Source organism: Streptomyces sp. TG1A-60, from assembly GCF_037201975.1.
GTDB lineage: Bacteria > Actinomycetota > Actinomycetes > Streptomycetales > Streptomycetaceae > Streptomyces.
This window is the reverse complement of sequence record NZ_CP147520.1, coordinates 3,441,343-3,465,332: the sequence shown is the minus strand read 5'-3', so window position 1 is coordinate 3,465,332 and position 23,990 is coordinate 3,441,343. Positions and strand designations below refer to the sequence as shown.

General features: G+C 71.0%; 22 protein-coding genes and 2 pseudogenes. 13 read left to right on the top strand and 11 right to left on the bottom strand.

All coding sequences use genetic code 11. The features are described 5' to 3' along the window. Window positions 1-3: 3 nt before the first annotated feature. The 6 genes from WBG99_RS14650 (at window position 4) to WBG99_RS14625 (ending at window position 3,669) form a co-directional block, all read left to right on the top strand. On the top strand, window positions 4-801 hold the full coding sequence (locus tag WBG99_RS14650) for a type III pantothenate kinase (protein ID WP_338896735.1): 798 nt from the start codon (window positions 4-6) through the stop codon (window positions 799-801). Between the two features lie 229 nt (window positions 802-1,030). Then, window positions 1,031-1,690: a hypothetical protein gene (locus WBG99_RS14645; protein ID WP_338900347.1), complete on the top strand. Its 660-nt coding sequence runs from the start codon at window positions 1,031-1,033 to the stop codon at window positions 1,688-1,690. A 19-nt stretch (window positions 1,691-1,709) separates the two neighbouring features. Next, entirely contained in the window at window positions 1,710-1,901 is a 192-nt protein-coding gene (locus WBG99_RS14640; RefSeq protein WP_338896734.1) for a hypothetical protein, read from the top strand. An 88-nt stretch (window positions 1,902-1,989) separates the two neighbouring features. Further along, on the top strand, window positions 1,990-2,475 hold the full coding sequence (locus WBG99_RS14635; RefSeq protein ID WP_338900345.1) for a BlaI/MecI/CopY family transcriptional regulator: 486 nt from the start codon (window positions 1,990-1,992) through the stop codon (window positions 2,473-2,475). A 9-nt stretch (window positions 2,476-2,484) separates the two neighbouring features. Continuing rightward, window positions 2,485-3,024, top strand: a complete 540-nt coding sequence (locus WBG99_RS14630; protein ID WP_338896733.1) for an amino-acid N-acetyltransferase — start codon at window positions 2,485-2,487, stop codon at window positions 3,022-3,024. 309 nt (window positions 3,025-3,333) lie between these two features. Then, window positions 3,334-3,669 carry an Lsr2 family protein gene (locus WBG99_RS14625; RefSeq protein ID WP_338896732.1) on the top strand — a complete coding sequence of 112 codons (336 nt, stop codon included), beginning with the start codon at window positions 3,334-3,336 and terminating at the stop codon, window positions 3,667-3,669. Here the strand turns inward: WBG99_RS14625 and WBG99_RS14620 are convergent. After that, on the bottom strand, window positions 3,648-4,280 hold the full coding sequence (locus WBG99_RS14620) for an SCO3374 family protein (protein ID WP_338896731.1): 633 nt from the start codon (window positions 4,278-4,280) through the stop codon (window positions 3,648-3,650). The two genes, WBG99_RS14625 and WBG99_RS14620, sit on opposite strands and share 22 nt — an antisense overlap. 430 nt (window positions 4,281-4,710) lie before the next feature. Here WBG99_RS14620 and WBG99_RS14615 point away from each other — a divergent pair, with 430 nt between their 5' ends. Beyond that, window positions 4,711-7,236 carry an ATP-dependent Clp protease ATP-binding subunit gene (locus tag WBG99_RS14615; protein ID WP_338896730.1) on the top strand — a complete coding sequence of 842 codons (2,526 nt, stop codon included), beginning with the start codon at window positions 4,711-4,713 and terminating at the stop codon, window positions 7,234-7,236. 474 nt (window positions 7,237-7,710) lie between these two features. Next, on the top strand, window positions 7,711-8,322 hold the full coding sequence (locus tag WBG99_RS14610; RefSeq protein ID WP_338896729.1) for a M23 family metallopeptidase: 612 nt from the start codon (window positions 7,711-7,713) through the stop codon (window positions 8,320-8,322). Window positions 8,323-8,463: 141 nt separating this feature from the next. On the opposite strand, the pseudogene WBG99_RS14605 reads toward WBG99_RS14610, so the two are convergent. The 7 genes and pseudogenes from WBG99_RS14605 to WBG99_RS14575 form a co-directional block, all read right to left on the bottom strand. Continuing rightward, window positions 8,464-8,589, bottom strand: a pseudogene (locus tag WBG99_RS14605) (TetR family transcriptional regulator); the annotation flags it as partial. A 202-nt stretch (window positions 8,590-8,791) separates the two neighbouring features. Then, window positions 8,792-10,363 carry a two-component system sensor histidine kinase CseC gene (cseC, locus tag WBG99_RS14600; protein WP_338896728.1) on the bottom strand — a complete coding sequence of 524 codons (1,572 nt, stop codon included), beginning with the start codon at window positions 10,361-10,363 and terminating at the stop codon, window positions 8,792-8,794. Window positions 10,364-10,378: 15 nt separating this feature from the next. Continuing rightward, complete coding sequence (gene cseB, locus WBG99_RS14595) at window positions 10,379-11,086, bottom strand: two-component system response regulator CseB (protein ID WP_338896727.1); 708 nt, start codon at window positions 11,084-11,086, stop codon at window positions 10,379-10,381. Between the two features lie 87 nt (window positions 11,087-11,173). Further along, window positions 11,174-11,854 (bottom strand): hypothetical protein, encoded by a 681-nt coding sequence (locus WBG99_RS14590; RefSeq protein ID WP_338896726.1) that lies wholly within the window; start codon window positions 11,852-11,854, stop codon window positions 11,174-11,176. After that, complete coding sequence (locus tag WBG99_RS14585; RefSeq protein ID WP_338896725.1) at window positions 11,842-12,393, bottom strand: SigE family RNA polymerase sigma factor; 552 nt, start codon at window positions 12,391-12,393, stop codon at window positions 11,842-11,844. The genes WBG99_RS14590 and WBG99_RS14585 overlap by 13 nt, the downstream gene beginning before the upstream one ends. Before the next feature lie 306 nt (window positions 12,394-12,699). After that, window positions 12,700-13,617, bottom strand: a complete 918-nt coding sequence (locus WBG99_RS14580) for an A/G-specific adenine glycosylase (protein WP_338896724.1) — start codon at window positions 13,615-13,617, stop codon at window positions 12,700-12,702. Between the two features lie 199 nt (window positions 13,618-13,816). Beyond that, a complete protein-coding gene (locus tag WBG99_RS14575) occupies window positions 13,817-14,134 on the bottom strand; it encodes a hypothetical protein (protein WP_338896723.1) in 318 nt (105 codons plus the stop codon). Window positions 14,135-14,261: 127 nt separating this feature from the next. Between WBG99_RS14575 and WBG99_RS14570 the strand changes: the two genes are divergently transcribed. Beyond that, window positions 14,262-15,095, top strand: a complete 834-nt coding sequence (locus WBG99_RS14570; protein ID WP_338896722.1) for a hypothetical protein — start codon at window positions 14,262-14,264, stop codon at window positions 15,093-15,095. 462 nt (window positions 15,096-15,557) lie between these two features. Here the strand turns inward: WBG99_RS14570 and disA are convergent, their stop codons facing one another. Together disA and radA are read right to left on the bottom strand one after the other, a co-directional pair. Further along, window positions 15,558-16,682: a DNA integrity scanning diadenylate cyclase DisA gene (gene disA, locus WBG99_RS14565; protein WP_338896721.1), complete on the bottom strand. Its 1,125-nt coding sequence runs from the start codon at window positions 16,680-16,682 to the stop codon at window positions 15,558-15,560. 80 nt (window positions 16,683-16,762) lie between these two features. Next, window positions 16,763-18,171 (bottom strand): annotated as a pseudogene (gene radA, locus WBG99_RS14560) (DNA repair protein RadA). Between the two features lie 442 nt (window positions 18,172-18,613). Between radA and WBG99_RS14555 the strand changes: the two are divergent. After that, on the top strand, window positions 18,614-20,365 hold the full coding sequence (locus WBG99_RS14555; RefSeq protein ID WP_338896720.1) for a hypothetical protein: 1,752 nt from the start codon (window positions 18,614-18,616) through the stop codon (window positions 20,363-20,365). Window positions 20,366-20,407: 42 nt separating this feature from the next. Here WBG99_RS14555 and WBG99_RS14550 read toward each other — a convergent pair whose 3' ends face one another. Beyond that, window positions 20,408-21,289, bottom strand: coding sequence for a hypothetical protein (locus WBG99_RS14550; protein WP_338896719.1), 882 nt, complete (start codon window positions 21,287-21,289; stop codon window positions 20,408-20,410). A 71-nt stretch (window positions 21,290-21,360) separates the two neighbouring features. On the opposite strand from WBG99_RS14550, the gene WBG99_RS14545 reads away from it, so the two are divergent. From WBG99_RS14545 to WBG99_RS14535, 3 genes are all read left to right on the top strand, one after another. Next, window positions 21,361-22,293, top strand: coding sequence for a Ppx/GppA phosphatase family protein (locus WBG99_RS14545; protein WP_338896718.1), 933 nt, complete (start codon window positions 21,361-21,363; stop codon window positions 22,291-22,293). Between the two features lie 219 nt (window positions 22,294-22,512). Continuing rightward, window positions 22,513-23,334 (top strand): sugar phosphate isomerase/epimerase, encoded by an 822-nt coding sequence (locus WBG99_RS14540; RefSeq protein WP_338896717.1) that lies wholly within the window; start codon window positions 22,513-22,515, stop codon window positions 23,332-23,334. Further along, on the top strand, window positions 23,331-23,978 hold the full coding sequence (locus WBG99_RS14535) for a TetR family transcriptional regulator (protein ID WP_338896716.1): 648 nt from the start codon (window positions 23,331-23,333) through the stop codon (window positions 23,976-23,978). Before WBG99_RS14540 ends, WBG99_RS14535 begins: the two co-directional genes overlap by 4 nt. Window positions 23,979-23,990 lie beyond the last annotated feature (12 nt).

Below are 23,990 nucleotides of genomic sequence, written 5' to 3'. Positions count from 1 at the left end.
GCCATGCTGCTGACGATCGACGTGGGCAACACCCACACCGTGCTCGGTCTGTTCGACGGCGAGGACATCGTCGAACACTGGCGCATCTCCACGGACTCGCGCCGCACCGCCGACGAGCTGGCGGTCCTCCTCCAGGGCCTCATGGGCATGCACCCGCTCCTCGGCGAGGAACTGGGCGACGGCATCGACGGCATCGCGATCTGCGCCACCGTCCCGTCGGTCCTGCACGAGCTCCGCGAGGTGACCCGCCGCTACTACGGCGACGTCCCGGCGGTTCTCGTCGAGCCGGGTGTGAAGACGGGCGTGCCGATCCTGACGGACAACCCCAAGGAGGTCGGCGCCGACCGCATCATCAACGCGGTCGCCGCCGTCGAGCTGTACGGCGGGCCGGCGATCGTCGTCGACTTCGGTACGGCCACGACGTTCGACGCGGTCAGTGCGCGCGGCGAGTACGTCGGCGGGGTCATCGCCCCCGGTATCGAGATCTCCGTGGAGGCGCTCGGTGTGAAGGGTGCGCAGCTTCGCAAGATCGAGGTGGCCCGGCCGCGGAGTGTCATCGGCAAGAACACGGTCGAGGCCATGCAGGCGGGCATCGTCTACGGGTTCGCCGGGCAGGTCGACGGTGTCGTGAGCCGCATGGTCCGCGAACTGGCCGACGACCCGCAGGACGTGACGGTGATCGCGACGGGCGGTCTGGCGCCGATGGTGCTGGGCGAGTCCTCCGTGATCGACGAGCACGAGCCGTGGCTGACGCTGATCGGGCTGCGGCTGGTGTACGAGCGGAACATGTCCCGTCTCTGAGGATTCTCGTGAGGTGCCCCCCCGCGCGCGCTCCGTGGTGGTGCGCGGGGTTCCCCGCGCCCCTGGAACGGGCACGGGGAACCCCGCGAGAAGCCCGCACCGGCCCCCAGCCGACGAGCGCACCCCCAGCCGGGTGGTCCCCTCACGCCACGCACTCCCAGCGCATCTCTTTTGTCTGATTAGCGCGTATCGTCGCCGCATGCCCACGCCCCACGGAACCCGCGGCGGCATGGCGTTCGGCGCTGAGGAGCTGCGTGTGCTCCGTCGTGCCCTCGCCCTCGCCCTGAACCCCAGTCCCGCTTCGGCGGAGGACGTGCAGGACTGCCTCCGGCTCGCCGAGTCCGTCGACGAGGCGACCCGCGAGGACGCCCGTCTGAGGGCCTTCCTGCTGGCCGACCTCGCCCGCTACCGCGCCGCGCTCCCCGGCACGGTCACGGGCTACGCGGCGCTCCTGGCGCAGGCCCTGGACGCCGGGTACCGTCCTCGCCCGGACGACCTCGCCGCCCTGCGCGCCCTGCGCGGCAACCCCGCCGCGACGGCCCTCCTGGAGCGCTGCCGCCCGCTCGTCGAACAGGACATCCGCGCCCGCTTCGCGGGGCGCGCGGCCACCTCGGCGGTCGTCGTCCCCGCCTCCCGCTCCCGGCTCCGGCTGACCGCCCTCCCCGGCGGCCTGTCCGAGCACGGCACACGCGCGCGCGGCGCCGGAGAACGGGACGAGCCGAAGCCGTCCCGCCCGGCCCGTCCCGCCGAGAAGCCCGGCCCCGTGCCCCGTCCCGAGGCCCCGCGCCCGGCCCGCCGCCCCGTCCCCACCCCCGGCGAGGTCTTCCCGCCCAAACGCAAACCGGCGGCCCCGCCCGCGAACCCGCCCCGACAACTGGCCGCCGTCTAGCCCTGGCTACCCTGGACCCATGGACTACGTCTCCGCGCTGCTGCCCCCCTTCGTGATGGCCGTGCTGTTCATCGGTGTCATCAGGGTGATCGTGAAGACCCAGGGCGGCCCCAACAAGGCCAAGGAGGACGCGGTCGTCGACGCGGCACTCGCGCGCGCGGAGAACGCCCGCCAGGCCGACGGCCCCGACTCCCGGGACACCGGCGCCTGACGCCACGCACCCCCATCGGCGTACGACTTGTGTGCTTTTCGAGTCGTACGCCCTTTTTGTTCCCCTGTTCCGGATATCGTGCGGAACTGTGCCTCGCCCCTTGGGAGAACTCGAAGACGCGGTCATGACGCGGGTGTGGAAGTGGAACCGCCCGGTCACCGTTCGAGAAGTCCTGGAAGACCTGCAGCGGGAACGGTCCATCGCGTACACCACGGTGATGACCGTTCTGGACAATCTCCATCAGAAGGGCTGGGTGCGCCGTGAGGCGGAAGGCCGGGCCTATCGATATGAGGCGGTCTCCACCCGTGCCGCCTACGCCGCCGCACTGATGAACGAAGCCTGGTCGCAGAGCGACAACCCCGCCGCCGCTCTCGTCGCCTTCTTCGGGATGATGAGCGAGGAACAGCGCCAGGCGCTCACCGACGCCGTACGCATCGTGCAAGGCCCCGAGGCCGTCAAACCCGAACCGGCCGCGCCCGCCGCCCCGGCCGCCGAAACCGTCGGCGAATCCGTCGAATCGTCCGGCGAAACACAGGAGACCCCCGGCGAATCCCCGGATCGCCCCGGGCGATAGCGTCCGCTCATGTCAGCAACGAGTCCCGAAGCCACCACGAAAGCCATCACCGTCAGGCGGGCTCGGACCAGCGATGTCCCGCACGTGCGTCGCCTCCTCGACTCGTACGTCCAGCGCCGCATCCTGCTCGACAAAGCGACGGTGACGCTTTACGAGGACATCCAGGAGTTCTGGGTCGCGGAACGGGGCGCCGGCTCCGGCGCGGAGGTCGTCGGTTGTGGGGCGCTGCACGTGATGTGGGAAGACCTCGCGGAAGTCCGCACTCTCGCGGTGGACCCGGACACCAAGGGGCTCGGCGTCGGGCACCAGTTGCTGGAGAAGTTGCTGCACACCGCTCGCTGGCTGGGTGTTCGCCGGGTTTTCTGTCTGACCTTCGAAGTCGGGTTCTTCGCGAAGCACGGCTTCGTGGAGATCGGCGAGACTCCGGTCGACACCGATGTCTACGCGGAGCTGCTGCGTTCCTATGACGAGGGCGTCGCGGAGTTCCTCGGTCTCGAACGAGTGAAACCGAACACCTTGGGCAACAGCCGGATGCTTCTGCATCTGTGATCGCCGGAGGAGACCTATTCCCGAGAGGTCATCCGCTTCCCGAGGTCTTCCCGAGGTCTTCCGGTGAGCTCTCCCGGTGAGGGTCGCCTTGCCCCGGTGGCCTATGTCCGAAACGCGCACGTTTCCGGTCTTCCCCGGGCTCCTCGCCCTCTCCGCATCCTCTCCCCGGTCTCTCCCAGGGGTTTGTGTTTTTCCTGGAAAAGCGGTTTGCTTTCCGACGTACTGCAGTACTGCATATAACAGGGGACGCGAAACAGCGGCGCACGCCGCAGGCCCTCGGCCCTGAAGTTATCGATGAAAGGAAATCCAGTGGCACAGAAGGTTCAGGTCCTTCTTGTCGACGACCTCGACGGCGGCGAGGCGGACGAGACCGTGACGTTCGCGCTGGACGGCAAGACGTACGAGATCGATCTCACGACCGCCAACGCGGACAAGCTTCGCGGTCTTCTCGAGCCCTATGCCAAGGGTGGTCGGCGTACCGGGGGCCGTGCTTCGGGCGGGCGCGGCAAGGCCCGTGCCGCTTCCGGCGGCAGCCAGGACACCGCGGCCATCCGCGCCTGGGCGAAGGAGAACGGCTACGAGGTCAACGACCGCGGCCGCGTCCCCGCCTCCATCCGCGAGGCCTACGAGAAGGCCAACGGCTGACACTCCGACGGCCCGGTGCTCGTGTGCCGCAGCCGGACGCGGTGGCAGTGCGTCGCCACCGTGTCCACCACCCGTACGAGGTCGGGGGCGCCCTCACCGCCCCCCAACGCCGACATCGTCGGCAGCGAGGATTCCACCTCGCGCCCCGGCTCGGGGGGCCGCAACCACGCGGCGGCCCCCTGTGATCCGGCTGCCCGACGCGCGTCCCCGAGCCTTCCGGCCCCGCCCCGAGGCGTCGGCGCCGCCATGTGACCGCCCGTTCCGACGGCTGCGAGGTCCAGGTCGAGGCCGCCCCAGTCCAGCCACTGCAGCAGCCCCGGCAGCTCCTCGGCGCTGCCCGCCGCGACGAGGATCCGCATCCGCGCTCCGTGCAGGGCCACCGGCGAGCCGGGCCCCGGGACCGGGCCCAGGTGCCTGAGCGCCGCGATCCCCGCTTCCGCCGGCGCGTCGAGCACATCGAAGCGCAGGCCCGTAAGGAGATGTACGGGCGTCCCGGGCACGGTCGCCCAACCGAGATCGTTCTCGTACCAGTGCCGCACCGCGTCGCACCGGATGTCGCCCGAGGCGTCGCTCCGGTCGAGCGGACGGCGGGGAAGGGGGACGATGGTCATGTCAGGAGCAACCGTGCGAAGGACCCCGGAGTTACGCTGGGTGTTGGCGCGGATGCGAAGAGCGCCGGGAAAGGGGGTGTTCCACGGTGTGCGGCGACGCAAGGATGTTCGCCCTTAGCGGAGGGAACCGGTGCATCCGGCATGGAGTGTCAGTGCCTACGGGTAAGACATCCCTAGTGGGAGGGGGCGACACGCAGGAAAGGCCGTCTCGCGTTCGCCATCGGCGTACTGATGGCGGGGGTAACTGCCTGGCCTGCGGGAACATCGTCTCGCACCATCGGGTTGGAGCAGATGTCGGCGTTCGGGGTCAGGAGGCCATCGACGGTGTCGGCAGTTGGAATGAGCGGTCCCCGCTCGCGGGACTAAGCTGCGGAAGGACAGCGAGGGGAGCGTCCCCTTACTGCCTGACCGCTCTGAGGAGCGATTAACGATGTTCGAGAGGTTCACCGACCGCGCGCGGCGGGTTGTCGTCCTGGCTCAGGAAGAAGCCCGGATGCTCAACCACAACTACATCGGCACCGAGCACATTCTCCTGGGCCTGATCCACGAGGGTGAGGGTGTCGCCGCTAAGGCCCTGGAGAGCCTCGGGATTTCGCTCGAGGCGGTCCGCCAGCAGGTGGAGGAGATCATCGGGCAGGGGCAGCAGGCCCCGTCCGGCCACATCCCCTTCACCCCCCGTGCCAAGAAGGTCCTGGAGCTGTCGCTCCGCGAGGCCCTTCAGCTGGGCCACAACTACATCGGCACGGAGCACATCCTGCTCGGCCTGATCCGTGAGGGCGAGGGCGTCGCCGCCCAGGTCCTGGTCAAGCTGGGCGCTGATCTCAACCGCGTGCGGCAGCAGGTGATCCAGCTGCTCTCCGGTTACCAGGGCAAGGAGACCGCCACCGCCGGCGGCCCCGCAGAGGGCACCCCCTCGACGTCCCTGGTCCTCGACCAGTTCGGCCGGAACCTCACCCAGGCCGCCCGTGAGTCCAAGCTCGACCCGGTCATCGGGCGCGAGAAGGAGATCGAGCGGGTCATGCAGGTGCTGTCCCGCCGCACCAAGAACAACCCGGTCCTGATCGGTGAGCCCGGCGTCGGCAAGACCGCCGTCGTCGAGGGCCTGGCGCAGGCCATCGTCAAGGGCGAGGTGCCCGAGACCCTCAAGGACAAGCACCTCTACACCCTCGACCTGGGCGCGCTGGTCGCCGGCTCCCGCTACCGCGGTGACTTCGAGGAGCGCCTGAAGAAGGTCCTCAAGGAGATCCGGACCCGCGGCGACATCATCCTGTTCATCGACGAGCTCCACACGCTGGTCGGTGCGGGTGCCGCCGAGGGCGCCATCGACGCGGCCTCCATCCTGAAGCCGATGCTGGCCCGCGGTGAGCTGCAGACCATCGGCGCCACCACGCTGGACGAGTACCGCAAGCACCTGGAGAAGGACGCGGCCCTGGAGCGCCGCTTCCAGCCCATCCAGGTCGCCGAGCCCTCGCTCCCGCACACCATCGAGATCCTCAAGGGCCTGCGCGACCGGTACGAGGCGCATCACCGCGTCTCGATCACGGACGAGGCCCTGGTCCAGGCGGCCACGCTGGCCGACCGGTACATCTCGGACCGCTTCCTGCCGGACAAGGCGATCGACCTGATCGACGAGGCCGGTTCGCGGATGCGTATCCGCCGGATGACCGCTCCGCCGGACCTCCGCGAGTTCGACGAGAAGATCGCCGGTGTCCGCCGGGACAAGGAGTCCGCGATCGACTCGCAGGACTTCGAGAAGGCCGCCTCCCTCCGCGACAAGGAGAAGCAGCTCCTGGCCGCCAAGGCCAAGCGGGAGAAGGAGTGGAAGGCCGGCGACATGGACGTCGTCGCCGAGGTCGACGGCGAGCTGATCGCCGAGGTCCTCGCGACCGCCACCGGCATCCCGGTCTTCAAGCTGACGGAGGAGGAGTCCTCGCGTCTGCTCCGCATGGAGGACGAGCTCCACAAGCGGGTCATCGGCCAGGTCGACGCCGTCAAGGCGCTGTCGAAGGCGATCCGCCGTACGCGCGCGGGCCTCAAGGACCCCAAGCGCCCCGGTGGTTCCTTCATCTTCGCCGGCCCGTCCGGTGTCGGTAAGACCGAGCTGTCCAAGGCGCTCGCCGAGTTCCTCTTCGGTGACGAGGACGCGCTGATCTCCCTCGACATGTCGGAGTTCAGCGAGAAGCACACGGTGTCGCGTCTCTTCGGTTCGCCCCCCGGATACGTGGGCTACGAAGAGGGCGGCCAGCTGACCGAGAAGGTCCGCCGCAAGCCGTTCTCCGTCGTCCTCTTCGACGAGGTCGAGAAGGCCCACCCGGACATCTTCAACTCGCTGCTGCAGATCCTGGAGGACGGTCGCCTGACCGACTCCCAGGGCCGGGTCGTGGACTTCAAGAACACGGTCATCATCATGACGACCAACCTCGGCACCCGGGACATCTCCAAGGGCTTCAACCTGGGCTTCGCGGCCTCGGGCGACAAGAAGTCCAACTACGAGCGCATGAAGAACAAGGTCTCGGACGAGCTGAAGCAGCACTTCCGGCCCGAGTTCCTCAACCGCGTCGACGACGTGGTCGTCTTCCCGCAGCTGACGCAGGCCGACATCCTCGCGATCGTCGACCTGATGGTCGGCAAGGTCGACGAGCGCCTGAAGGACCGGGACATGGGCATCGAGCTCTCCCCGTCCGCCAAGGAACTGCTCTCCAGGAAGGGTTACGACCCCGTGCTGGGCGCCCGGCCGCTGCGCCGGACCATCCAGCGCGAGATCGAGGACAGCCTCTCCGAGAAGATCCTCTTCGGCGAGCTGCGCCCCGGCCACATCGTGGTCGTGGACACCGAGGGCGAGGGCGACGACAGGACCTTCACCTTCCGGGGTGAGGAGAAGGCGGCGCTGCCGGACGTCCCGCCGATCGAGCAGGCGGCGGGTGGCGCCGGGCCCAACCTGAGCAAGGACGCGTAACCGCTGCGCTCGGCTTGAGCGGAAGGGGCTGCCCCAGGACTTCGGTCCTGGGGCAGCCCCTTTTTCGGTGTGCGGCCGTTACCGGAGCGGCAGGAAAGCAGCGTAGCCCGCGTCACATTCCCGGGCTCTTTGATGTTGGGGCCCGGTGACATGCCGCACAGGGGTTTTGTCCGGTACTAGGGGGAATAGTGGGCGAACTTCAGCAGGCAGAACGGACTTTTGGTTCCAGGAGTGAAGAGGTGTGGCCGTGGAGTGCAGGTAGGGGTGTGTTTGGGGGTGGTTGTCAAGAAGTAGGGCGATTTACGGCGGAGTACGAAGTTCTGTCGTAGGTCACACGTTTGAGGTGTTTCGGGGAGTGGGGGTACCAAGGGGTGTCCCATTCGGCGGTCGCGGATGTGTGCCGGGTGGGATTCGTGTGCGTCGAGGCCGTGTCCGCCGAGGCGCAGTCCCTTTCCCCGTCCCCGTGAGGTATCCATGTCGCAGCGTGTTCGCACTCCCCGTTCCCGTATGTCCCAGCTCCGTGTCCGGGCGGCCGTGGTGGCCGTCGGGGTGGGGGTCTCGGGTGTGCTGGGGGCCGGAGCCGCGGTGGCCGCCGGTGCTCAGGCCTCGGGTGCCGTGCAGGCCGCGGGTACCGGCACCGTCCAGGCCGCCGCCGCCAAGAAGGCGGCCTCCTGGGTCAGCCCCGTCAAGGGCTACAAGCTGAGCGCGCGGTTCGCGCAGGCCGGGAACCTGTGGTCCGCCAAGCACAGCGGCCAGGACTTCGCCGTCAAGAGCGGTACGGCGGTCGTCGCCGCGCACGGCGGGACCGTCGTGAAGGCCGGCGGCAACGGCGCCGGTGACGGTCCGGCGTACGGCAACGCCGTCGTCATCAAGCACGGCAACGGCACGTTCTCGCAGTACGCCCACCTCCTGAAGGTCAACGTGAAGGCCGGCCAGATCGTCAAGACCGGGCAGCGCATAGCCCTCTCCGGCAACACCGGCAACTCCAGCGGGCCGCACCTGCACTTCGAGATCCGTACGACCGCGAAATACGGCTCCGCCGTCGACCCGGTCGCCTTCCTCCGCACCAAGGGCGTCACCATCTGAGCCGAGCCGGCGAAGGGGGCCTGGGGAGTCATTTCCCTACGGCACCGGTGTCAGTGCCGCCACCGCCACCGCCACCGCCACCGGCATCGCCACTGTCACCGGCACCGGCACCGGCGTTGCCGTCGGCATCGGTATCGGCGTTCAGGAGGACTGGGTGCCGCCGTGTGCCTGTGTCACCAGGTCGATCGCGACCTCCAGGACAGCCTCGCGCTTGTCCTCGGGGTCGCCTTCGACGTCTCGGAGGACGAACAGGCCGACGTGCGGGGATGCGGCGGCCGGGGCCAAGGAGGCGGTGGCTGTCTGACGGCGGCAGCGCGTCATGCGCCTCCGCCGCCCGTACCCTCCCGTCCTCGGGGGCTGTGCCCCTTCGGCTCCTCTGAGCGCCTGATGGCTCGGTGTGTTCGGGTTGGTTGGCGGGTGCCGGTCCGTCGGGGTTGGTCGCGCGGTTCCCCGCGCCCCTTGAAGGCGGTCAGTTCGAAGCGTCGCCCGAGAGCGGCAGCATCGGGTAGCTTCCCGTGTTCGTGGGGGCGTGTTCCGGGAGCCAGAGCACGGCGACCGCGCCCTCCGCCGGTACGTCGTCCGGGACTCCGGCCAGGCGGACGTTGCGGAAGGTGAGGCGGGCGCCGAGGACACGGGCCTGCCCGGCGGCGATGGTGAGACCGAGGCCGTGGCCCTGGCCGGCGCGGTCGGAGGCGCCGGTGCGGAATCGGCGGGGGCCGTCGGCGAGAAGGTCCTCGGGGAAACCGGGGCCGTGGTCGCGGACCCGGATGACACGGCCCTCGACGGACACCTCGATCGGTGGTCTGCCGTGCTTCGCCGCGTTGGCCAGGAGGTTGAGGAGGACGCGTTCGAGGCGGCGGGGGTCCGTCGTCACCGCCGACTCGTGCACGATCTGTACGCGTACCCCCGCGTCCTTCGCCGCCACCCGCCGGGCCACGAACTCGCCCAGCATGATGTCCTGCAGCTCGGCCCGCTCGGAGGCCCCGTCGAGCCGGGCCACCTCCAGTACGTCCTCCACGAGGGTGCGCATCGCCTGGGCCCGGTCCCGGACCAGTTCGGAGGGGCGGCCCGGGGGGAGCAGTTCCGCGGCCGTCAGCAGGCCGGTCACCGGGGTCCGCAGCTCGTGGGCGATGTCCGCCGTCACCCGGCGCTCCGCCTCGATGCGCTGCCGCAGGGTGTCCGCCATGGCGTCCACGGCCCGCGCCAGCTCGGCGGTCTCGTCGCGCACGACACCGCCGATCGCGTCCTGCACACGTACGTCCGTCTCGCCCTTCGCCACCTGGTGCGCGGCGGCTGCCGCCTTGCGCAGCCGACGGGACATCTGGCCGCCGATGAGCACACCGAGGGCCGAGCCGCCGAAGACGACCGCGATCGAACCGATCAGCAGGGCCTGGTCGAGGTCCCTCATCACGGCGGCGCTGTGGTCGGTGAAGTCGGTGTGCAGCGACAGGACGCGGTTATCCTTCAGCGGGACCGCCGCCCATATGTCGGGCACGCCGTTCTCGCCCTCGGACACGTACGTGGCCCGGCGGCCCTCCGCGACCTTGGCCAGCAGGTCCTTCGGGATGTCGGGGTCGTCGAGCTTCACCCCGAAGGCGCCCGACTTCAGCGGGCGGCCGGACTCGTACATGCGCTGGGCGACCTGGATACGTTCGTCGGCGAGGTCGCGCGAGTTGTCGAGCATCGACACACGCGCCGCGTTGTGCACGACCAGGCTGAGCGCGATCGCCACAAGCGCGCCGACCAGCGCGATCGCCGCGCTCAACTGCCACCGCAGACCGGTCCGCACGCCCGAGGCGAGCCCTGCGCCGGCCCGGCGATCGGCAACGCTCCGAACAGCGGCCCCAACACCGGAATGACCGCCGACCCCGACGGCCCCCGACCCACTGCCACGACCGGCGACACCTGAACCTCCACCATGGCTGGTGGCGCGTGATCCCGCGTTACGGCCGACGTGTCCGCCGGCGTCCGGTCCCGCTCCCGTGTCGTCGGGGCGCGACGGCTCCGGGTCCCGCTCGCCTCGTATCCCCCTCATGTTCATGTCGGCTCGCCCCGCTCAGGCCTTCAGCTTGTAGCCGAAGCCGCGAACCGTCTCGATGCGGTCCTGGCCGATCTTCGTCCGGAGCCGCTGGACGTGGACGTCCACGACCCGGGTGTCGCCGCCCCAGCCGTATTCCCACACGCGTTCGAGCAGCTTGTCGCGGGACAGGACCGTGCCGGGGGCCGAGGAGAACTCCAGGAGCAGCCGCATCTCGGTGGGCGTCAGCGCCACCGGTACCCCGGCCTTCCGTACCTCCATGCCCTCGGTGTCGATCACCAGTTCACCGAAGGTGAGCACCCCGCCGGTGCCGGGGGACCCGGCCTCCTCGGCCTTGGCGTCGCCACCGCTCGCGTGTCCGAACCGGCGCAGCACCGCGCGGATCCGGGCGACCAGCACCGCGCCGTCGAACGGCTTGGTCACATAGTCGTCGGCGCCCGCCTCCAGGCCCAGGACGACGTCGATGGAGTCGGCGCGCGCGGAGAGCATGATCACCGGGACGGTCGACTCGTCACGGATACGACGGCACAGCGAGACCCCGTCCAGGCCCGGCACCATGACGTCGAGGAGCGCGATGTCGGGCCGGTCCGCGCGGAAGGCCTCCAGGCCGGACAGCCCGTCGGGCATGGCCGTGACCGCGAAGCCGTCCCGTTCCAGCGCGAGCTGGGTGGCCTCACGGATGACGTCGTCGTCCTCGACGAACAGGACGTGGGTCTGCTCTGCCATCCGGTCTTCTCGTCCGTTCTCGGTAGTGATCGAAGGTAACGAAGGTGATGATGCCCGTCGGCGTCGGCCGCGCCAGTGGTGGCGGTGTCAGTGCGGCTCGGGGGTGGCCGTCTCCGCACCGCCGACCGAGGTGCTGTACTCGGTGCGGGTACTGGACCGCTGGACGAAGCGGTCCTTCAGCCAGCGGTAGGTGGTCACGTCCTCGCTGGACGGATACGAGGCCGGGTCGCCGTAGTCGTCGTTCTCGTACAACTGCCTGGTGACCAGCAGGTCTCCCCGGTCGATCTCCGCGTAGACGGGGGGCTGCTCGGAGAGGAAGACGCTGCGGTACTTCCCCTTCTCCGCCCGGTACACGTACGAGGCCACGCCGACGGCGTCCGCGCAGGACAGCACGTTGACCACGATGTCGTCCGCCGAGCCCCCGGTGAGGTCGCCGTAGATCACGTCGACCGGGTACCTGTTCGCCACGCACGGCTCCAGATCACTCTTCACCGCCTTGCTGACCTGCGGGTCGGCCCGGACCATGCGGACGACCTGGCCCACACTCGGATGGTCGCCGGCGGCCGAGGCGGTGACGGCCGGCGAGGCCGCGCCGGGGCCCAGGGAGTCGTTCTCCGCCGGACCCTCGTCGCGTGCGCCGGTCCCGCCCGTGCCGCAGGCGGAGACGGAAAGGCCGAGGGCGGCGAGCACGGCCACCGCCGTGATCACCGCCTTTGCGGGCTGCCTGACCCCTGGACCCGGGTCGGCCGCTGTGCTCAGGCCGCGCAACGCTCCTGCTCCTTGCTCAGTTCGAGTGCGCGGGCGGCGCGCTCCTCGTGGTCCCGTGACTCCAACTCCTCGCGGAGCCGGGCCAGCGCACGGTGCAGCGTGCTCTTGACCGTGCCGGCCGACATGCCGAGCGCGGCGGCCGTCTCCTCCGTGGACATCTGCTCCCAGTGTCGCAGCACCACGACACTGCGCTGCTTGGGAGCCAGCACCTTCATGATGTCCATGAGGAGGGCGCGGTCCGCGTGCTGCTCGGTGGAGTCGTCGACGCAGGCGTCCGGCAGATGCTCGGTCGGGACCTCCTCCAGCTTCCGGGCCCGCCACCACTCCGTCCGCGTGTTGATCATGACTCGGCGCAGATACGCGTCCGCCAGCCGCTTGTCCGCGATGCCGTCCCAGCGGCCGTACGTCCGCGCCAGCGCCGTCTGCAGCAGATCCTGGGCGTCCACCGGGTCCGGGACGAGCCGACGGGCGCTGCGCAGCAACGCGTCCTGCCGGGTGCGTACGTACTCCTCGAATGCGAGCACCTCGCCGTGCGCCATGATCAACCGCCTCCGTTCCCCGTTTCCGACGGCCGCGCTCTCGCGCGCCGCCGGTTGTCCACCGCTTCGTGCCGCTCGTTCCGCCGGATCCGCTGGTTCGTTTCGCGGGTTCCTGCGGTACGTCCATGAAGCTACGGAGGGGTTGTCACGGACACGTCCGAGGCAGCCTGCGGTGAACGCTCGGCTGTCCGTCGGTTGTGTAACAGAAGGAGGAACGGGGTGAGGCGGACTGCCCCTTGGGGTGGGAATGGGCCCGCTTGCCCCGTTGGGCCCCGGTGATCGGCGGTGACGTGCGGCCAGGGGCGGTCAGCTGAGGGGGAGACGGTAGAGACCGCCCGGCAGCGGTTCCACCAGTCCGTCGGCGACCAGCCCGTCGAGGGCGCGGGCGCGCTGGGCCGGCTCGTCCCACACCCGGTCGAGAACCGTCTGCGGTACGGGCGTGATCGCGTCCCGCAGTACGGCGAGGAGCTTGCCGCGGACCTGGCGGTCGGTACCGGCGTACGTCTGGCCGCGCCGGGCCGGACCGTCGTGCGCGGGTTTCCCTGCGAGGCGCCAGGCGCAGTGCCCGGCGATCGGGCAGCGCTGACACGTCTCGTTCTTCGCCGTGCACACCAGCGCGCCCAGCTCCATCGACGCGGCGGCCCAGCGGGATGCCGTGCCCTCGTCCTCGGGCAGCAGGGCCCGGGCGAGTCTGCGCTCGGCGGCCGTGGTGGCGTTCGGCGGGTACTGCGTGCCGCTGACCGCGCGGGCCAGGACACGGCGGACATTGGTGTCCAGCACGGCGTGCCGCTGCCCGTACGCGAACGAGGCCACCGCCGCGGCCGTGTACTCGCCGATCCCCGGCAGCGCGAGCAGCTGCGCGTGATCCTGCGGTACGTCCCCGCCGTGCCGTTCCGTTATGGCCGCCGCCGCGCCGTGCAGTCGCAGTGCGCGGCGCGGATAGCCGAGCCGGCCCCAAGCGCGCACCGCCTCACCCGGCGGCTCCTTCGCCAGGTCCGCCGGACGGGGCCAGCGCGCCAACCACTGCTCATAAACGGGCAGTACGCGATTGACCGGGGTCTGCTGCAGCATGAACTCGCTGACCATCACCCCCCACGCCCCCGCCTCAGGCCGCCGCCAGGGCAGATCACGCGCGTGCGTCTCGAACCAGGCGATCACCGGGGTGTGCAGGGCAGTGGGGGCTACGGCGACGGGGCTGCTCTGGGGCTTCGTGGGTGCAGTCATGGCATCAACGATCCTGCCATGCGGGAACGGTGGGGGCGGGGACCGGCGGGGGTGGGTCGGGAGAGGGGGGCCAGGAAGGTGAAGTCAGGGCCGGGCGCCGGTCCAGTCGCGGGCCGGGTTTCGTCGCGATGTCCGTGAGGCCCGGACGTGGTCCTCGGGGTCAAGGGCGAACGGCAGTGCGAAGGCCGCCTCGTCGATCTCACGGAGCGCGGCGGCCGGCGGTCCCGTGCATGGCCGTGCGGCCGTTCGGTGATCTCCGCGTACCGCGGACGAAGGCGGGGCCGGCCCCGTCGAACAGGTCGATGGTCAGGAGCCAACGGCCTTCCGCGGCGGCCCCGACATCGCTGCCGTGGATCCGCCCCGCGTCTTCCTCCGGGGCGCTCTGGTGGTGGGGACGGTTGCCGGAGGCGGGCCCGTGAGCGGGTTTGGTGAACGGGTGGGTGTGGCTGGGGCGTTCGTGGTCCGCGCGAGGAGCGGTCGCGGTCACGGAGGGTGCGCGACCGGTCTCTCCGGTCACGTAACGCGATCGTGAACCGCCCGGTCGGGCCAGTGGCGGGGGCGACCGGAATGATGATCCGGAAAAGTTGAGTCTCGGGCGGCGGGTGGGGCAAGCGATGTGCCGTATCTCTCGTAAAGTTTGCGCCGTGGGATCTCTGCGCAATCCGATCGGGCCGCTTCCCTCCTCCATCTACTGGCGACGGAGGGCCATTCTGCTGACTGTCGTCGGCCTGCTCGCGCTGCTGGTCGCCTGGGTCGTCACCAGCGGCGGCGGGGGCGGCGGAAACGAGGCGGGCGAGCCCAACGGCAAGAATCCCGTGACCTCCATCACCCCCGGGCCGTCCGGTTCGGGTCCCGCGATCAGTCAGGCGCCGGGCGGGCGCGACGAGTCGGGCGACGAGGCGAGTTCCCGGGGCGACGGGTCGGGCGCCGACTCCGGTTCCGGGTCTGGTTCGGACTCCGGTTCGGGCTCCGGTTCGGGCTCAGGGGGCGCAGGAGCTGCCGGGGGCGGTACGTCGGACGACGGCGGCAAGAACGGGAGCAGCTCCGGCGAACAGGTGCCGGCGAACTCCAGCCTGCCCGACTGCACCGCCGGGGCCGTGAAGTTGACCGTGCGCAGCGTGCGCAACGCCTACGTGCCCGGGGTGAACCCCACATTCGAACTCATCGCCCGTAACTCCTCCGGTGGTGACTGCAAGCTCGACCTCGGGCCGGACAACACGGTGGTGACGATCACTCCGGCTGACGCGGACGACGCGTTCTGGTCGTCCGAGGACTGCCATGAGACCGCGGGCAGCCTGGTGTTCAAGGTGCCGGCGGGGGATCGGGTGACCTACACAGTGGAGTGGAACCGGGATCCGAGCGAGCCCAACTGCGCGACGCCGTCGGCGGATCCGGCCGCCGCCGGGACGTACCTGGTGGAGGCGGAGGCCCCGGGGCTGGCCACCGCACGGACGTCCTTCGTGCTGGAGAAGGACTGAGGGCCAAAGAAGGACTGAGGGCTGGAGAAGGACACTGGGGCCGGAGTCGCCCTCAGGTCTTCGCCCCCGCCGCCCCTGCCCGTCCGTCCTCAGGGATGCTGCCCCCTCGACCCCGTACCACCCTGAGGCCGCGCCCCGGGCCCCCGCTGTCGCCCTTCGGGCTCGTCATCAAACGGCCGGACGGGCCGCAACGCGGCCCGAGGCCTTAGGACCTGCAGAGGAACAACATGCGGGCGAGTAGCGCACTGACCCGCGAAGTCGAGTTCAGGACCAGTAAGTTGATTCTCTGCAAGCCCTTAGAGGTCCTTGCACCATGAACGCCCGGGTCGCGTGGTCTGGCACCGCACCTCGCCGCGTTGTCGGGATCGCCCGCGTACGCCCAGTACGCGGGCGACCCTCCGCCTTGCGATGCACGGCACCGGACCACGCGACCTCATCGGGCGCTCATAGTGCAAGGACCCGTCATACGTAACGCTCCAGGATCGACGACTCCGCCAAGCGGGACAGGCCCTCGCGGACGCTGCGGGCGCGGGCTTCGCCCACTCCGTCGACGGTCTGGAGGTCGTCGACGCTTGCGGCGAGGAGTTTCTGGAGGCCGCCGAAGTGTTCGACGAGACGGTCGATGATGGCGCGCGGGAGGCGGGGGACCTTGGCGAGGAGACGGAAGCCGCGCGGGGAGACGGCGGAGTCCATGCCCTCGGGGGAGCCGGTGTAGCCGAGGGCGCGGGCGACGATGGGGAGTTCGAGGAGTTCGGCGTGGGCGAGGGCGTCGAGTTCGTGGAGGGCCTGGTCGACCGTACGGGAGCGTTTGGCTGTCGGCTCGGGAACGTAGTCCCTGACCACCAGCTCGCGTTCCGGTTCCACGCCGGCGATCAGTTCGTCGAGCTGGAGGGCCAGGAGACGGCCGTCCGTGCCCAGTTCGACCACGTATTCGGCGATTTCGGTGGCGATGCGGCGGACCATCTCCAGGCGCTGGGCGACCGCCGAGACGTCCCGGACCGTCACCAGGTCCTCGATCTCGAGTGCGGAGAGGGTGCCCGCCACCTCGTCCAGGCGGAGTTTGTACCGCTCCAGGGTGGCCAGGGCCTGGTTCGCGCGGGACAGGATCGCCGCCGAGTCCTCCAGGACGCGCCGCTGTCCGTCGACGTACAGAGCGATCAGGCGCATCGACTGGGAGACGGAGACGACCGGGAAGCCGACCTGTTTGCTCACGCGGTCGGCGGTGCGGTGCCGGGTGCCCGTCTCCTCCGTGGGGATCGTCGGGTCGGGAACCAGCTGGACGCCCGCCCGGAGGATCTTGGACAGGTCCGAGGCCAGGACGATGCCGCCGTCGAGCTTGCACAGCTCACGCAGCCGCGTGGCCGTGAACTCCACATCCAGGACGAAACCGCCCGTGCACATGGCTTCGACGGTCTTGTCGGAGCCGAGGACGATGAGTCCGCCGGTGTTGCCGCGGAGGATCCGTTCAAGCCCGTCGCGCAGCGCAGTGCCTGGGGCCACGGCGCTCAGTGAGGCGCGCATCAGGCGATCGGCACCGGAGCTCCCACCGGACTTTCCGGGAGCTGCTGCCCGGTCGTTGGCTGCCACTGCACTCCTCCGGTCGCAGGTTCTGGGGCGCGCCCGTTTCGCACACGTGGTTCGTACGGACGGCGAGACCTGGGCAAAGTCTACCGGCGGTCCTCCTCGTCCCGTGGGGCCTCTCGCCGACGCGATCGGGGCAGTACCCGCAGCGCGTCCCCCATGTCGGCGACTTCCAGGACCTTCATGCCGGGAGGGGTCCTGCCGGGATCGGACGGAACGAGCGCGTGCGTGAAGCCCAGACGGTGCGCTTCGGCGAGGCGGCGCTGGACGCCGGTCACCCGTCTGACCTCGCCCGCGAGGCCCACCTCGCCGATCGCCACGAGGTTCTTGGGCAGGGGGGTGTCGATCGCCGCGGACGCCAGGGCGAGGGCGATCGCGAGGTCCGCGGCGGGCTCGGAGAGCTTCACGCCGCCGACCGTCGCCGAGTAGATGTCCCGCTTGCCCAGCGCGCTGATACGGCCGCGCTGCTCCAGGACCGCGAGCATCATCGAGACCCGCGAGGTCTCCAGGCCCGACGTCGTACGGCGGGGGAGGGGAGTTGGGAGTCGACCGTGAGGGACTGCACCTCGGCGACCAGGGGGCGGCGGCCCTCCAGGGTCACCGTGAGACATGTGCCCGGGACCGGTTCGTCGCGCCGGGTCAGGAACAGGCCGCTGGGGTCGGTGAGGCCCGTGATGCCCTCGTCGTGCAGCTCGAAGCAGCCGACCTCGTCCGTGGCGCCGTAGCGGTTCTTGACGCCGCGGACCAGACGGAGACGGGCGTGGCGGTCGCCCTCGAAGTGCAGGACCACGTCGACGAGGTGCTCAAGGAGGCGGGGGCCCGCGATCGCGCCGTCCTTGGTGACGTGGCCCACGAGGAGCGTCGACATGCCGCGCTCCTTCGAGGCGCGGATGAGGGCGCCGGCGACTTCGCGGACCTGGGCCATGCCGCCGGGGGCGCCGTCGATCTCGGGGGAGGCGACGGTCTGGACCGAGTCGAGGATGAGCAGGGACGGTTTGACCGCGTCCAAGTGGCCGAGGACGGCGGCGAGGTCGGTCTCCGCCGCGAGGTAGAGGTGGTCGTGGAGGGCGTCGATACGGTCGGCCCGGAGGCGGACCTGGCTGGCGGACTCCTCGCCCGTGACGTAGAGGGTCGGGTGCTCGGTGCTCGCCGATTTGGCCGCCACGTCGAGGAGGAGGGTGGACTTTCCCACGCCCGGCTCGCCTGCGAGGAGGGCCACGGCGCCTGGGACGAGGCCGCCGCCGAGGACGCGGTCCAGTTCGGGGACGCCCGTGGTGCGGGCGGTGGCCTGGCGGCCGTCCACCTGGCCGATGGGGACGGCGGAGGTGGTGACCCGGCCGGGGGACGTCGTACGGACGGCGGGCGCGCCGTACTCCTCGACCGTGCCCCATGCCTGGCATTCGGGGCAGCGGCCGAGCCACTTGGCCGTCTGCCAGCCGCACTCGGTGCAGCGGTAGGACGGCCGGTCCTTCGCGGTCTTCGTACGGGCAGCCATGCACGAACCGTAACGGACCCCACTGACATCGATATTCGCAGCGGGATCCGGCGGTCGGCCGGTTCGCGGGCGAGACCGGGGGTGCCGGAGGGAGGAGAAGGGGCCGTCATGCGCGGTGGCGGCCGGTGCCCTGTGAGCGCCGCCCGACCGTCAGCTCCGCCGGGCGGTACGGCACGTACGCCGCGCCGCCGAACGAGGTGCGGCTCGTGTCGACGCGCGGGGGAGGGGAAATGGTGGACGTGGCGGGACGTAACCGGAGGCGACTTGGGTCGTCGGGAATGTAGGGCTGCTTTGCAGTGGCGGTCAGTGAAGTGCACAACGTATGTGCCGCGACCGTGGAACCCGGGATTCCTGTCCCCTTATGAGGGATCGTTTCACCCGTACGGGGTAATTGTGCTGAAGAGGTGGGAAGGCGCTGCTCCCGGGCGCCTACCGTCCACGGATGATGAGCAGGAGTCCGGAGACCTCGACCCGCACCACCGGCGCACACCGAGCGCACCGTGAGGCGCGCGATCGGGCGGCGGCGCACGCGGTGGCGGAGCGCCCGCCGGCGCGCTACGAGCCGTACCTGGACGGCCTGTTCACCTACTGCCTGTCCGTGCTGTGCGACCGCGACGCGGCGACCGCGGCCCTGGCCGACGTGCTCGCGCTCGCCGAGCGCCGCCGGGGCCCCGACGCCGCCGACGACCGCAGGGCCTGGTTGTACGCGCTGGCCCGCTGGGCCTGTCTGCGCAAGCTCGCCGAGGCCCGGCAGAAGAGCCAGGGCACACATGTCTCCGGGCGCCGGCCCGCACACGGCGGCAACGGTGCCGAGAGGCAGCACACCTCGAAGGCCGCTCAGAAGGGCGCCGTCGGGTCCGTGCCGCTCTCCGCGGACGAGGAGCGGGAGCGGCGGCGTGAACTGGCCCTGCTCGCCTGGCCGGAGGCCGTCGGCACCACCCCCGAGCAGCGTGAGGCGCTGGAGTTGGCGGTGCGGCATCAGCTCGCCGCCCGCGAGGTCGCCGACGTCCTGGGGATGGACCCCGCCTCCGCGCGCGAACTGCTCGCCTCCGCCGCCTGCGAGGTGGAGCGCACCCGCGCGGCCCTCGCCGTGGTCGAGACCGGCGCCTGCCCCGCCGTCGCCCGCCTGACCGGCGATCATCAGCTCGTCCTCAGTGCCACCCTGCGCCGGGCACTCGTCCGGCACGTCGACGACTGCCCCGTCTGCCGCCGGGCCGCCGAGCGCGCCGTCCCCGGCCGCTGGCCCGGCATGAGCGTCACGCCTGCCGCGCTGCCCGTGCTCGAAGCCCCGCGCGCCGCTCTGGGACCGGCGATGGCACACCTTACGCGCGCGCGTGGCGGCGCCCCCCGCTTCGACCGGCGGGGTTTCCCCGTGGACCCCATGGACCCCAGGGACCGCGCGGCCCGCCGGGACCGCCTGCGCGCGCGTGCCGTCACCACGACCGTCGTCGCCACCGTCGTCGCCGCACCCGTCCTCGCCCTCTGGGTCGCCTACCGGGGCGCCCCCCTCATGGGCGAGGGCGGCGACAGCCGCCCGGTCACCGCGGGCGAGGAACACGGCGACGGAATCCTCGGCGACGGCAGCGGCGACACGTACGAGAACGCCGGCAGCGCCAGGGCCGAGCCCGGCGCCCGCCTCGGGCGGGGGAAGCGCGCGGCGGACGACGTCCTGGTGGAGGTCTCCCAGGGGAAGGGGCGGGGCGCGCTCTCCGTCGTCGCCGCGAACGACGGTGACATCACCCTCATCACCCTGACCCCGACCGGCGATTCCCCGGTCCACTGGTCCGCCCGCACCGGCGCCGACTGGCTCTACCTCAGCCGGTCCTCGGGCACCCTGCGGCCCGGCGAGTCACTGACGATCAAGGTGTACGTCGACCAGTTGAGCGAGCCCGCCGGGTACTGGACGGCGCAGGTGTCGCTGGCTCCGTCGGGAGCCGTGGTGACGATCGAGGGCTACGGCCCGGTGCCGGTACCTCCGGTCGGCTCCCGGCCGACCCCGCCCGTCCCGAACCCCGGCCCGCCGAGGCCCACCGCACCGCCCCCGGCGCCCGCACCGGACCCCACCCACACCGGCCCGGCCCAGCCCGAACCGGCTCCGACACCCACCGGCCAGGCCCCGACCGACCCGGACCAGACCGACCCGGACCCGACCCCACCGCCGAGCGACGGCGGCGGGTTCCCGCCGGCCTCGTAGTGCGCTTGCGGAGTTCCAGCTCCCCAAGGCCGTCCATGCCCCTTACGGCCCTACCGGATCCGCCGGATGCGGTGCCACCAGTGGCAGCCGCGACGCCAGTCGCTGCTCGCACAGCTCGACCAGGCGGTCGTACCCCGCCTTGCCCATCAGCTCGATCAGCTCCGGCCGGTACGACACGTACACCGGGTCGCCCGCGCCGTGCGCCGACGTCGCCGACGTGCACCACCAGTGCAGGTCGTGGCCGCCCGGACCCCAGCCGCGGCGGTCGTACTCGCCGATCGACACCTGGAGCACACGCGTGTCGTCGGGCCGGTCGATCCAGTCGTAGGTGCGTCGGATCGGCAGCTGCCAGCAGACGTCCGGCTTGGTCTCCAGTGGCTCGCGGCCCTCCTGGAGGGCCAGGATGTGCAGCGAGCAGCCCGCGCCGCCGGCGAAGCCGGGCCGGTTCTGGAAGACGCACGAGCCCTGGTACGGGCGGGTCTGACGGTCGCCGTCCTCGTCCTCGGAGACCCAGCCGGTCTCCGTGCCCACATCGTGGAACTGCCAGATCTCCGGAGTGAGCCTCGCCACATGCTCGGCGACCCGCTTCTCGTCGTCCTCGTCGGAGAAGTGGGCACCCAGAGTGCAGCACCCGTCGGCCGCTCGGCCCGCCTGGATGCCCTGGCATCCGCTGCCGAAGACGCAGTTCCAGCGCGAGGTCAGCCATGTCAGATCGCAGCGGAAGACCTGCTCGTCGTCCGCCGGATCAGGGAACTCCACCCAGGCGCGCGCGAAATCGAGTCCCTTCTCGTCGGGCGCGCCGGACTCCGCCGGCCCCTTCTTCGACTTCGGGGGCTTCGTCGCCGCCTTGGCCCGCGACGATCCGGCTGTCGCCGCCGCTCCCGCTGTCGACTTGTCGGCCTTTGCCTTTTTCGTCTTTGGCACGCGTCCAGAGTACGGCGCCCGAGACCACATCCAGGACGGTGCACGGCTCCGCTGGCAGTAGCGTTCCGTACATGAGACTCGGTGTCCTCGACGTGGGATCGAACACGGTGCATCTGCTGGTGGTGGACGCACACCCGGGCGCGCGCCCCCTGCCCGCGCACTCACACAAGGTGGAGCTGCGCCTTGCGCAACTCCTCGACGAGGCCGGGGCGATCGACTCCGAAGGGGTCGACAAACTCATAGCCGTCGTCCGCGAGGCGCTCCAGGCCGCCGAGGACAAGGGTGTCGAGGAGATGCTCCCGTTCGCCACCTCCGCGGTGCGCGAGGCCAGCAACGCCGACGACGTCCTCGCCCGCGTCAAGGACGAGACCGGCGTCGAACTGCAGGTCCTCGCCGGCGCGGAGGAAGCCCGGCTGACCTTCCTCGCCGTCCGCCGCTGGTTCGGCTGGTCGGCCGGCAAGCTCCTCGTCCTCGACATCGGTGGCGGCTCCCTGGAGATCGCCTACGGGATGGACGAGGAGCCCGACGCCGCCGTCTCACTGCCCCTCGGCGCCGGCCGCCTCACCGCCGGCTGGCTCCCCGGCGACCCGCCCGCCCCGGACGACGTGCGGGCCCTGCGCCGCCACGTCCGAACCGAGATAGCCCGTACGGTCGGTGAGTTCAGCCGCTTCGGCGCCCCCGACCACATCGTCGCCACCTCCAAGACCTTCAAACAACTCGCCCGCATCGGCGGCGCCGCCCGCTCCGCCGAGGGCCTCTACGTCCAGCGTGACCTCAAGCGCCAGGCGCTGGAGTCCTGGGTCCCCAAACTCGCCGACATGACCACCGCCCAACGCGCCGCCCTCCCCGGCGTCTCCGAGGGCCGCGCCAACCAGCTGCTCGCGGGCGCGCTGGTGGCCGAGGGCGCGATGGACCTGTTCGGGGTCGAGACCCTGGAGATCTGCCCGTGGGCCCTGCGGGAGGGCGTGATCCTGCGCCGCCTGGACCACATGGGTACGGTCTAGGTGTTCGGGCGCCTTGTGGCGGGGCGCGGGGCAGCGGCGCCCCTCAGGGGGCGCGGGGCTGTGACAGGTGCGGCTTGGCCGTGTGGGCGCGAGCAGCCACGAACCGCCCGCACACGCCCACCGAGAAAGCCCCGGCGGCGATCAGGCGACGGCGCCTCACCCTCGGCCGACACCCCTCCCCGGCCCGCACCACGAAACGCACCCCTTAGGCTGTCCTGCGTGGCAGAACCCGTACGCATCCCGGATGCGAAGGTCGCCCTGTCCACGGCCTCCGTGTATCCGGAGTCGACGGCAACGGCCTTCGAGATCGCCGCGCGCCTGGGCTACGACGGCGTGGAGGTCATGGTCTGGACCGATCCGGTCAGCCAGGACCTGGAGGCCCTGCGCCGGCTCTCCGACTATCACCGGATCCCGATCCTCGCCGTGCACGCCCCCTGTCTGCTGATCACGCAGCGGGTGTGGTCCACCGACCCGTGGGTCAAGCTCCAGCGCGCCCAGGCAGCCGCCGAGAAGCTCGGCGCGAGCACGGTCGTCGTGCACCCCCCGTTCCGCTGGCAGCGCCAGTACGCGCGCGACTTCGTCACCGGCATCTGGCGGATGGCGAACGAGACGGACGTCCGGTTCGCCGTGGAGAACATGTATCCCTGGCGCTACCGCGACCGCGAGATGCTCGCGTACGCGCCCGACTGGGACGTGACGAAGGACGACTACCGGCACTTCACGATCGACCTCAGCCACGCGGCGACCTCCCGCACCGACGCCCTGGAGTTGGTCGACCGGATGGGGGACCGGCTCGGCCACGTGCACATGGCCGACGGGAAGGGCTCGGCCAAGGACGAGCACCTCGTGCCGGGCCGCGGCAGCCAGCCCTGCGCCGAGCTGCTGGAACGTCTCGCCCTGAGCGGTTTCGACGGCCACGTCGTCATCGAGGTCAACACCCGTCGCGCCATGTCCGGCGCCGAGCGCGAGGCCGACCTGGCGGAGGCCCTCGCCTTCACCCGGCTGCACCTCGCCTCCGCCATGAAGGTGCCCCGGCCGTGACCGGGGCCACCCCCCGCCGCCGGGGACGGCCGCCCCGTACGGAGGCCGACGCCCCCGCGGCCCGCGACCGCATCCTCGCCGCGGCCCGCGAGGAGTTCTCCGGGCGCGGCTACGACAAGACGTCCGTACGCGGCATCGCCAAGGCCGCCGGGGTGGACTCGGCGCTCGTGCACCACTACTTCGGCACCAAGGACCAGGTGTTCGAGGCGGCCGTCACGCTGTCCTTCGCCCCGGCACTGGAGGCCCCCAAGGCCGTCGAGGAGGGCCCGCTCGACGGCGTCGGCGAACGGCTCACCCGCTTCTTCTTCGGCATCTGGGAGAACCCGGCGACCCGGGCGCCCGTGCTCGCGATCGTCCGTTCCGCCGTGAACAACGAGGCCGCCGCCGCCGTCTTCCGCCGCATCATCGCCGCACAGGTACTCCGCCGCATCGCCGACCGCCTGGACTTCCCGGACGCCGAACTGCGCGCCGAGCTGGCGGCGGCGCAGCTCGTGGGCATCGCGATGCTCCGGTATGTGATCGAGGTCGAGCCCTTGGCGTCGGCGGACCCGGAGCAGATCATCAGGAGGGTGGCGCCCGTGGTGCAGGCTCACCTCACCGCGCCCCTAGGGAGTCCTGGCGCTCACAGCGCAAGGACCTCTTAGGGCCTGCAGAGG

Excerpts from the sequence above, each read along its gene's own strand:
- WBG99_RS14650 (WP_338896735.1), top strand. The coding sequence starts at position 4 with ATGCTGCTGACGATCGACGTGGGCAACACCCACACCGTGCTCGGTCTG.
- WBG99_RS14645 (WP_338900347.1), top strand. The coding sequence starts at position 1,031 with ATGGCGTTCGGCGCTGAGGAGCTGCGTGTGCTCCGTCGTGCCCTCGCC.
- WBG99_RS14640 (WP_338896734.1), top strand. The coding sequence starts at position 1,710 with ATGGACTACGTCTCCGCGCTGCTGCCCCCCTTCGTGATGGCCGTGCTG.
- WBG99_RS14630 (WP_338896733.1), top strand. The coding sequence starts at position 2,485 with ATGTCAGCAACGAGTCCCGAAGCCACCACGAAAGCCATCACCGTCAGG.
- WBG99_RS14620 (WP_338896731.1), bottom strand. The coding sequence starts at position 4,280 with ATGACCATCGTCCCCCTTCCCCGCCGTCCGCTCGACCGGAGCGACGCC.
- WBG99_RS14615 (WP_338896730.1), top strand. The coding sequence starts at position 4,711 with ATGTTCGAGAGGTTCACCGACCGCGCGCGGCGGGTTGTCGTCCTGGCT.
- WBG99_RS14610 (WP_338896729.1), top strand. The coding sequence starts at position 7,711 with ATGTCGCAGCGTGTTCGCACTCCCCGTTCCCGTATGTCCCAGCTCCGT.
- cseC (WP_338896728.1), bottom strand. The coding sequence starts at position 10,363 with ATGAACATGAGGGGGATACGAGGCGAGCGGGACCCGGAGCCGTCGCGC.
- cseB (WP_338896727.1), bottom strand. The coding sequence starts at position 11,086 with ATGGCAGAGCAGACCCACGTCCTGTTCGTCGAGGACGACGACGTCATC.
- WBG99_RS14585 (WP_338896725.1), bottom strand. The coding sequence starts at position 12,393 with ATGGCGCACGGCGAGGTGCTCGCATTCGAGGAGTACGTACGCACCCGG.
- WBG99_RS14580 (WP_338896724.1), bottom strand. The coding sequence starts at position 13,617 with ATGACTGCACCCACGAAGCCCCAGAGCAGCCCCGTCGCCGTAGCCCCC.
- WBG99_RS14555 (WP_338896720.1), top strand. The coding sequence starts at position 18,614 with ATGATGAGCAGGAGTCCGGAGACCTCGACCCGCACCACCGGCGCACAC.
- WBG99_RS14545 (WP_338896718.1), top strand. The coding sequence starts at position 21,361 with ATGAGACTCGGTGTCCTCGACGTGGGATCGAACACGGTGCATCTGCTG.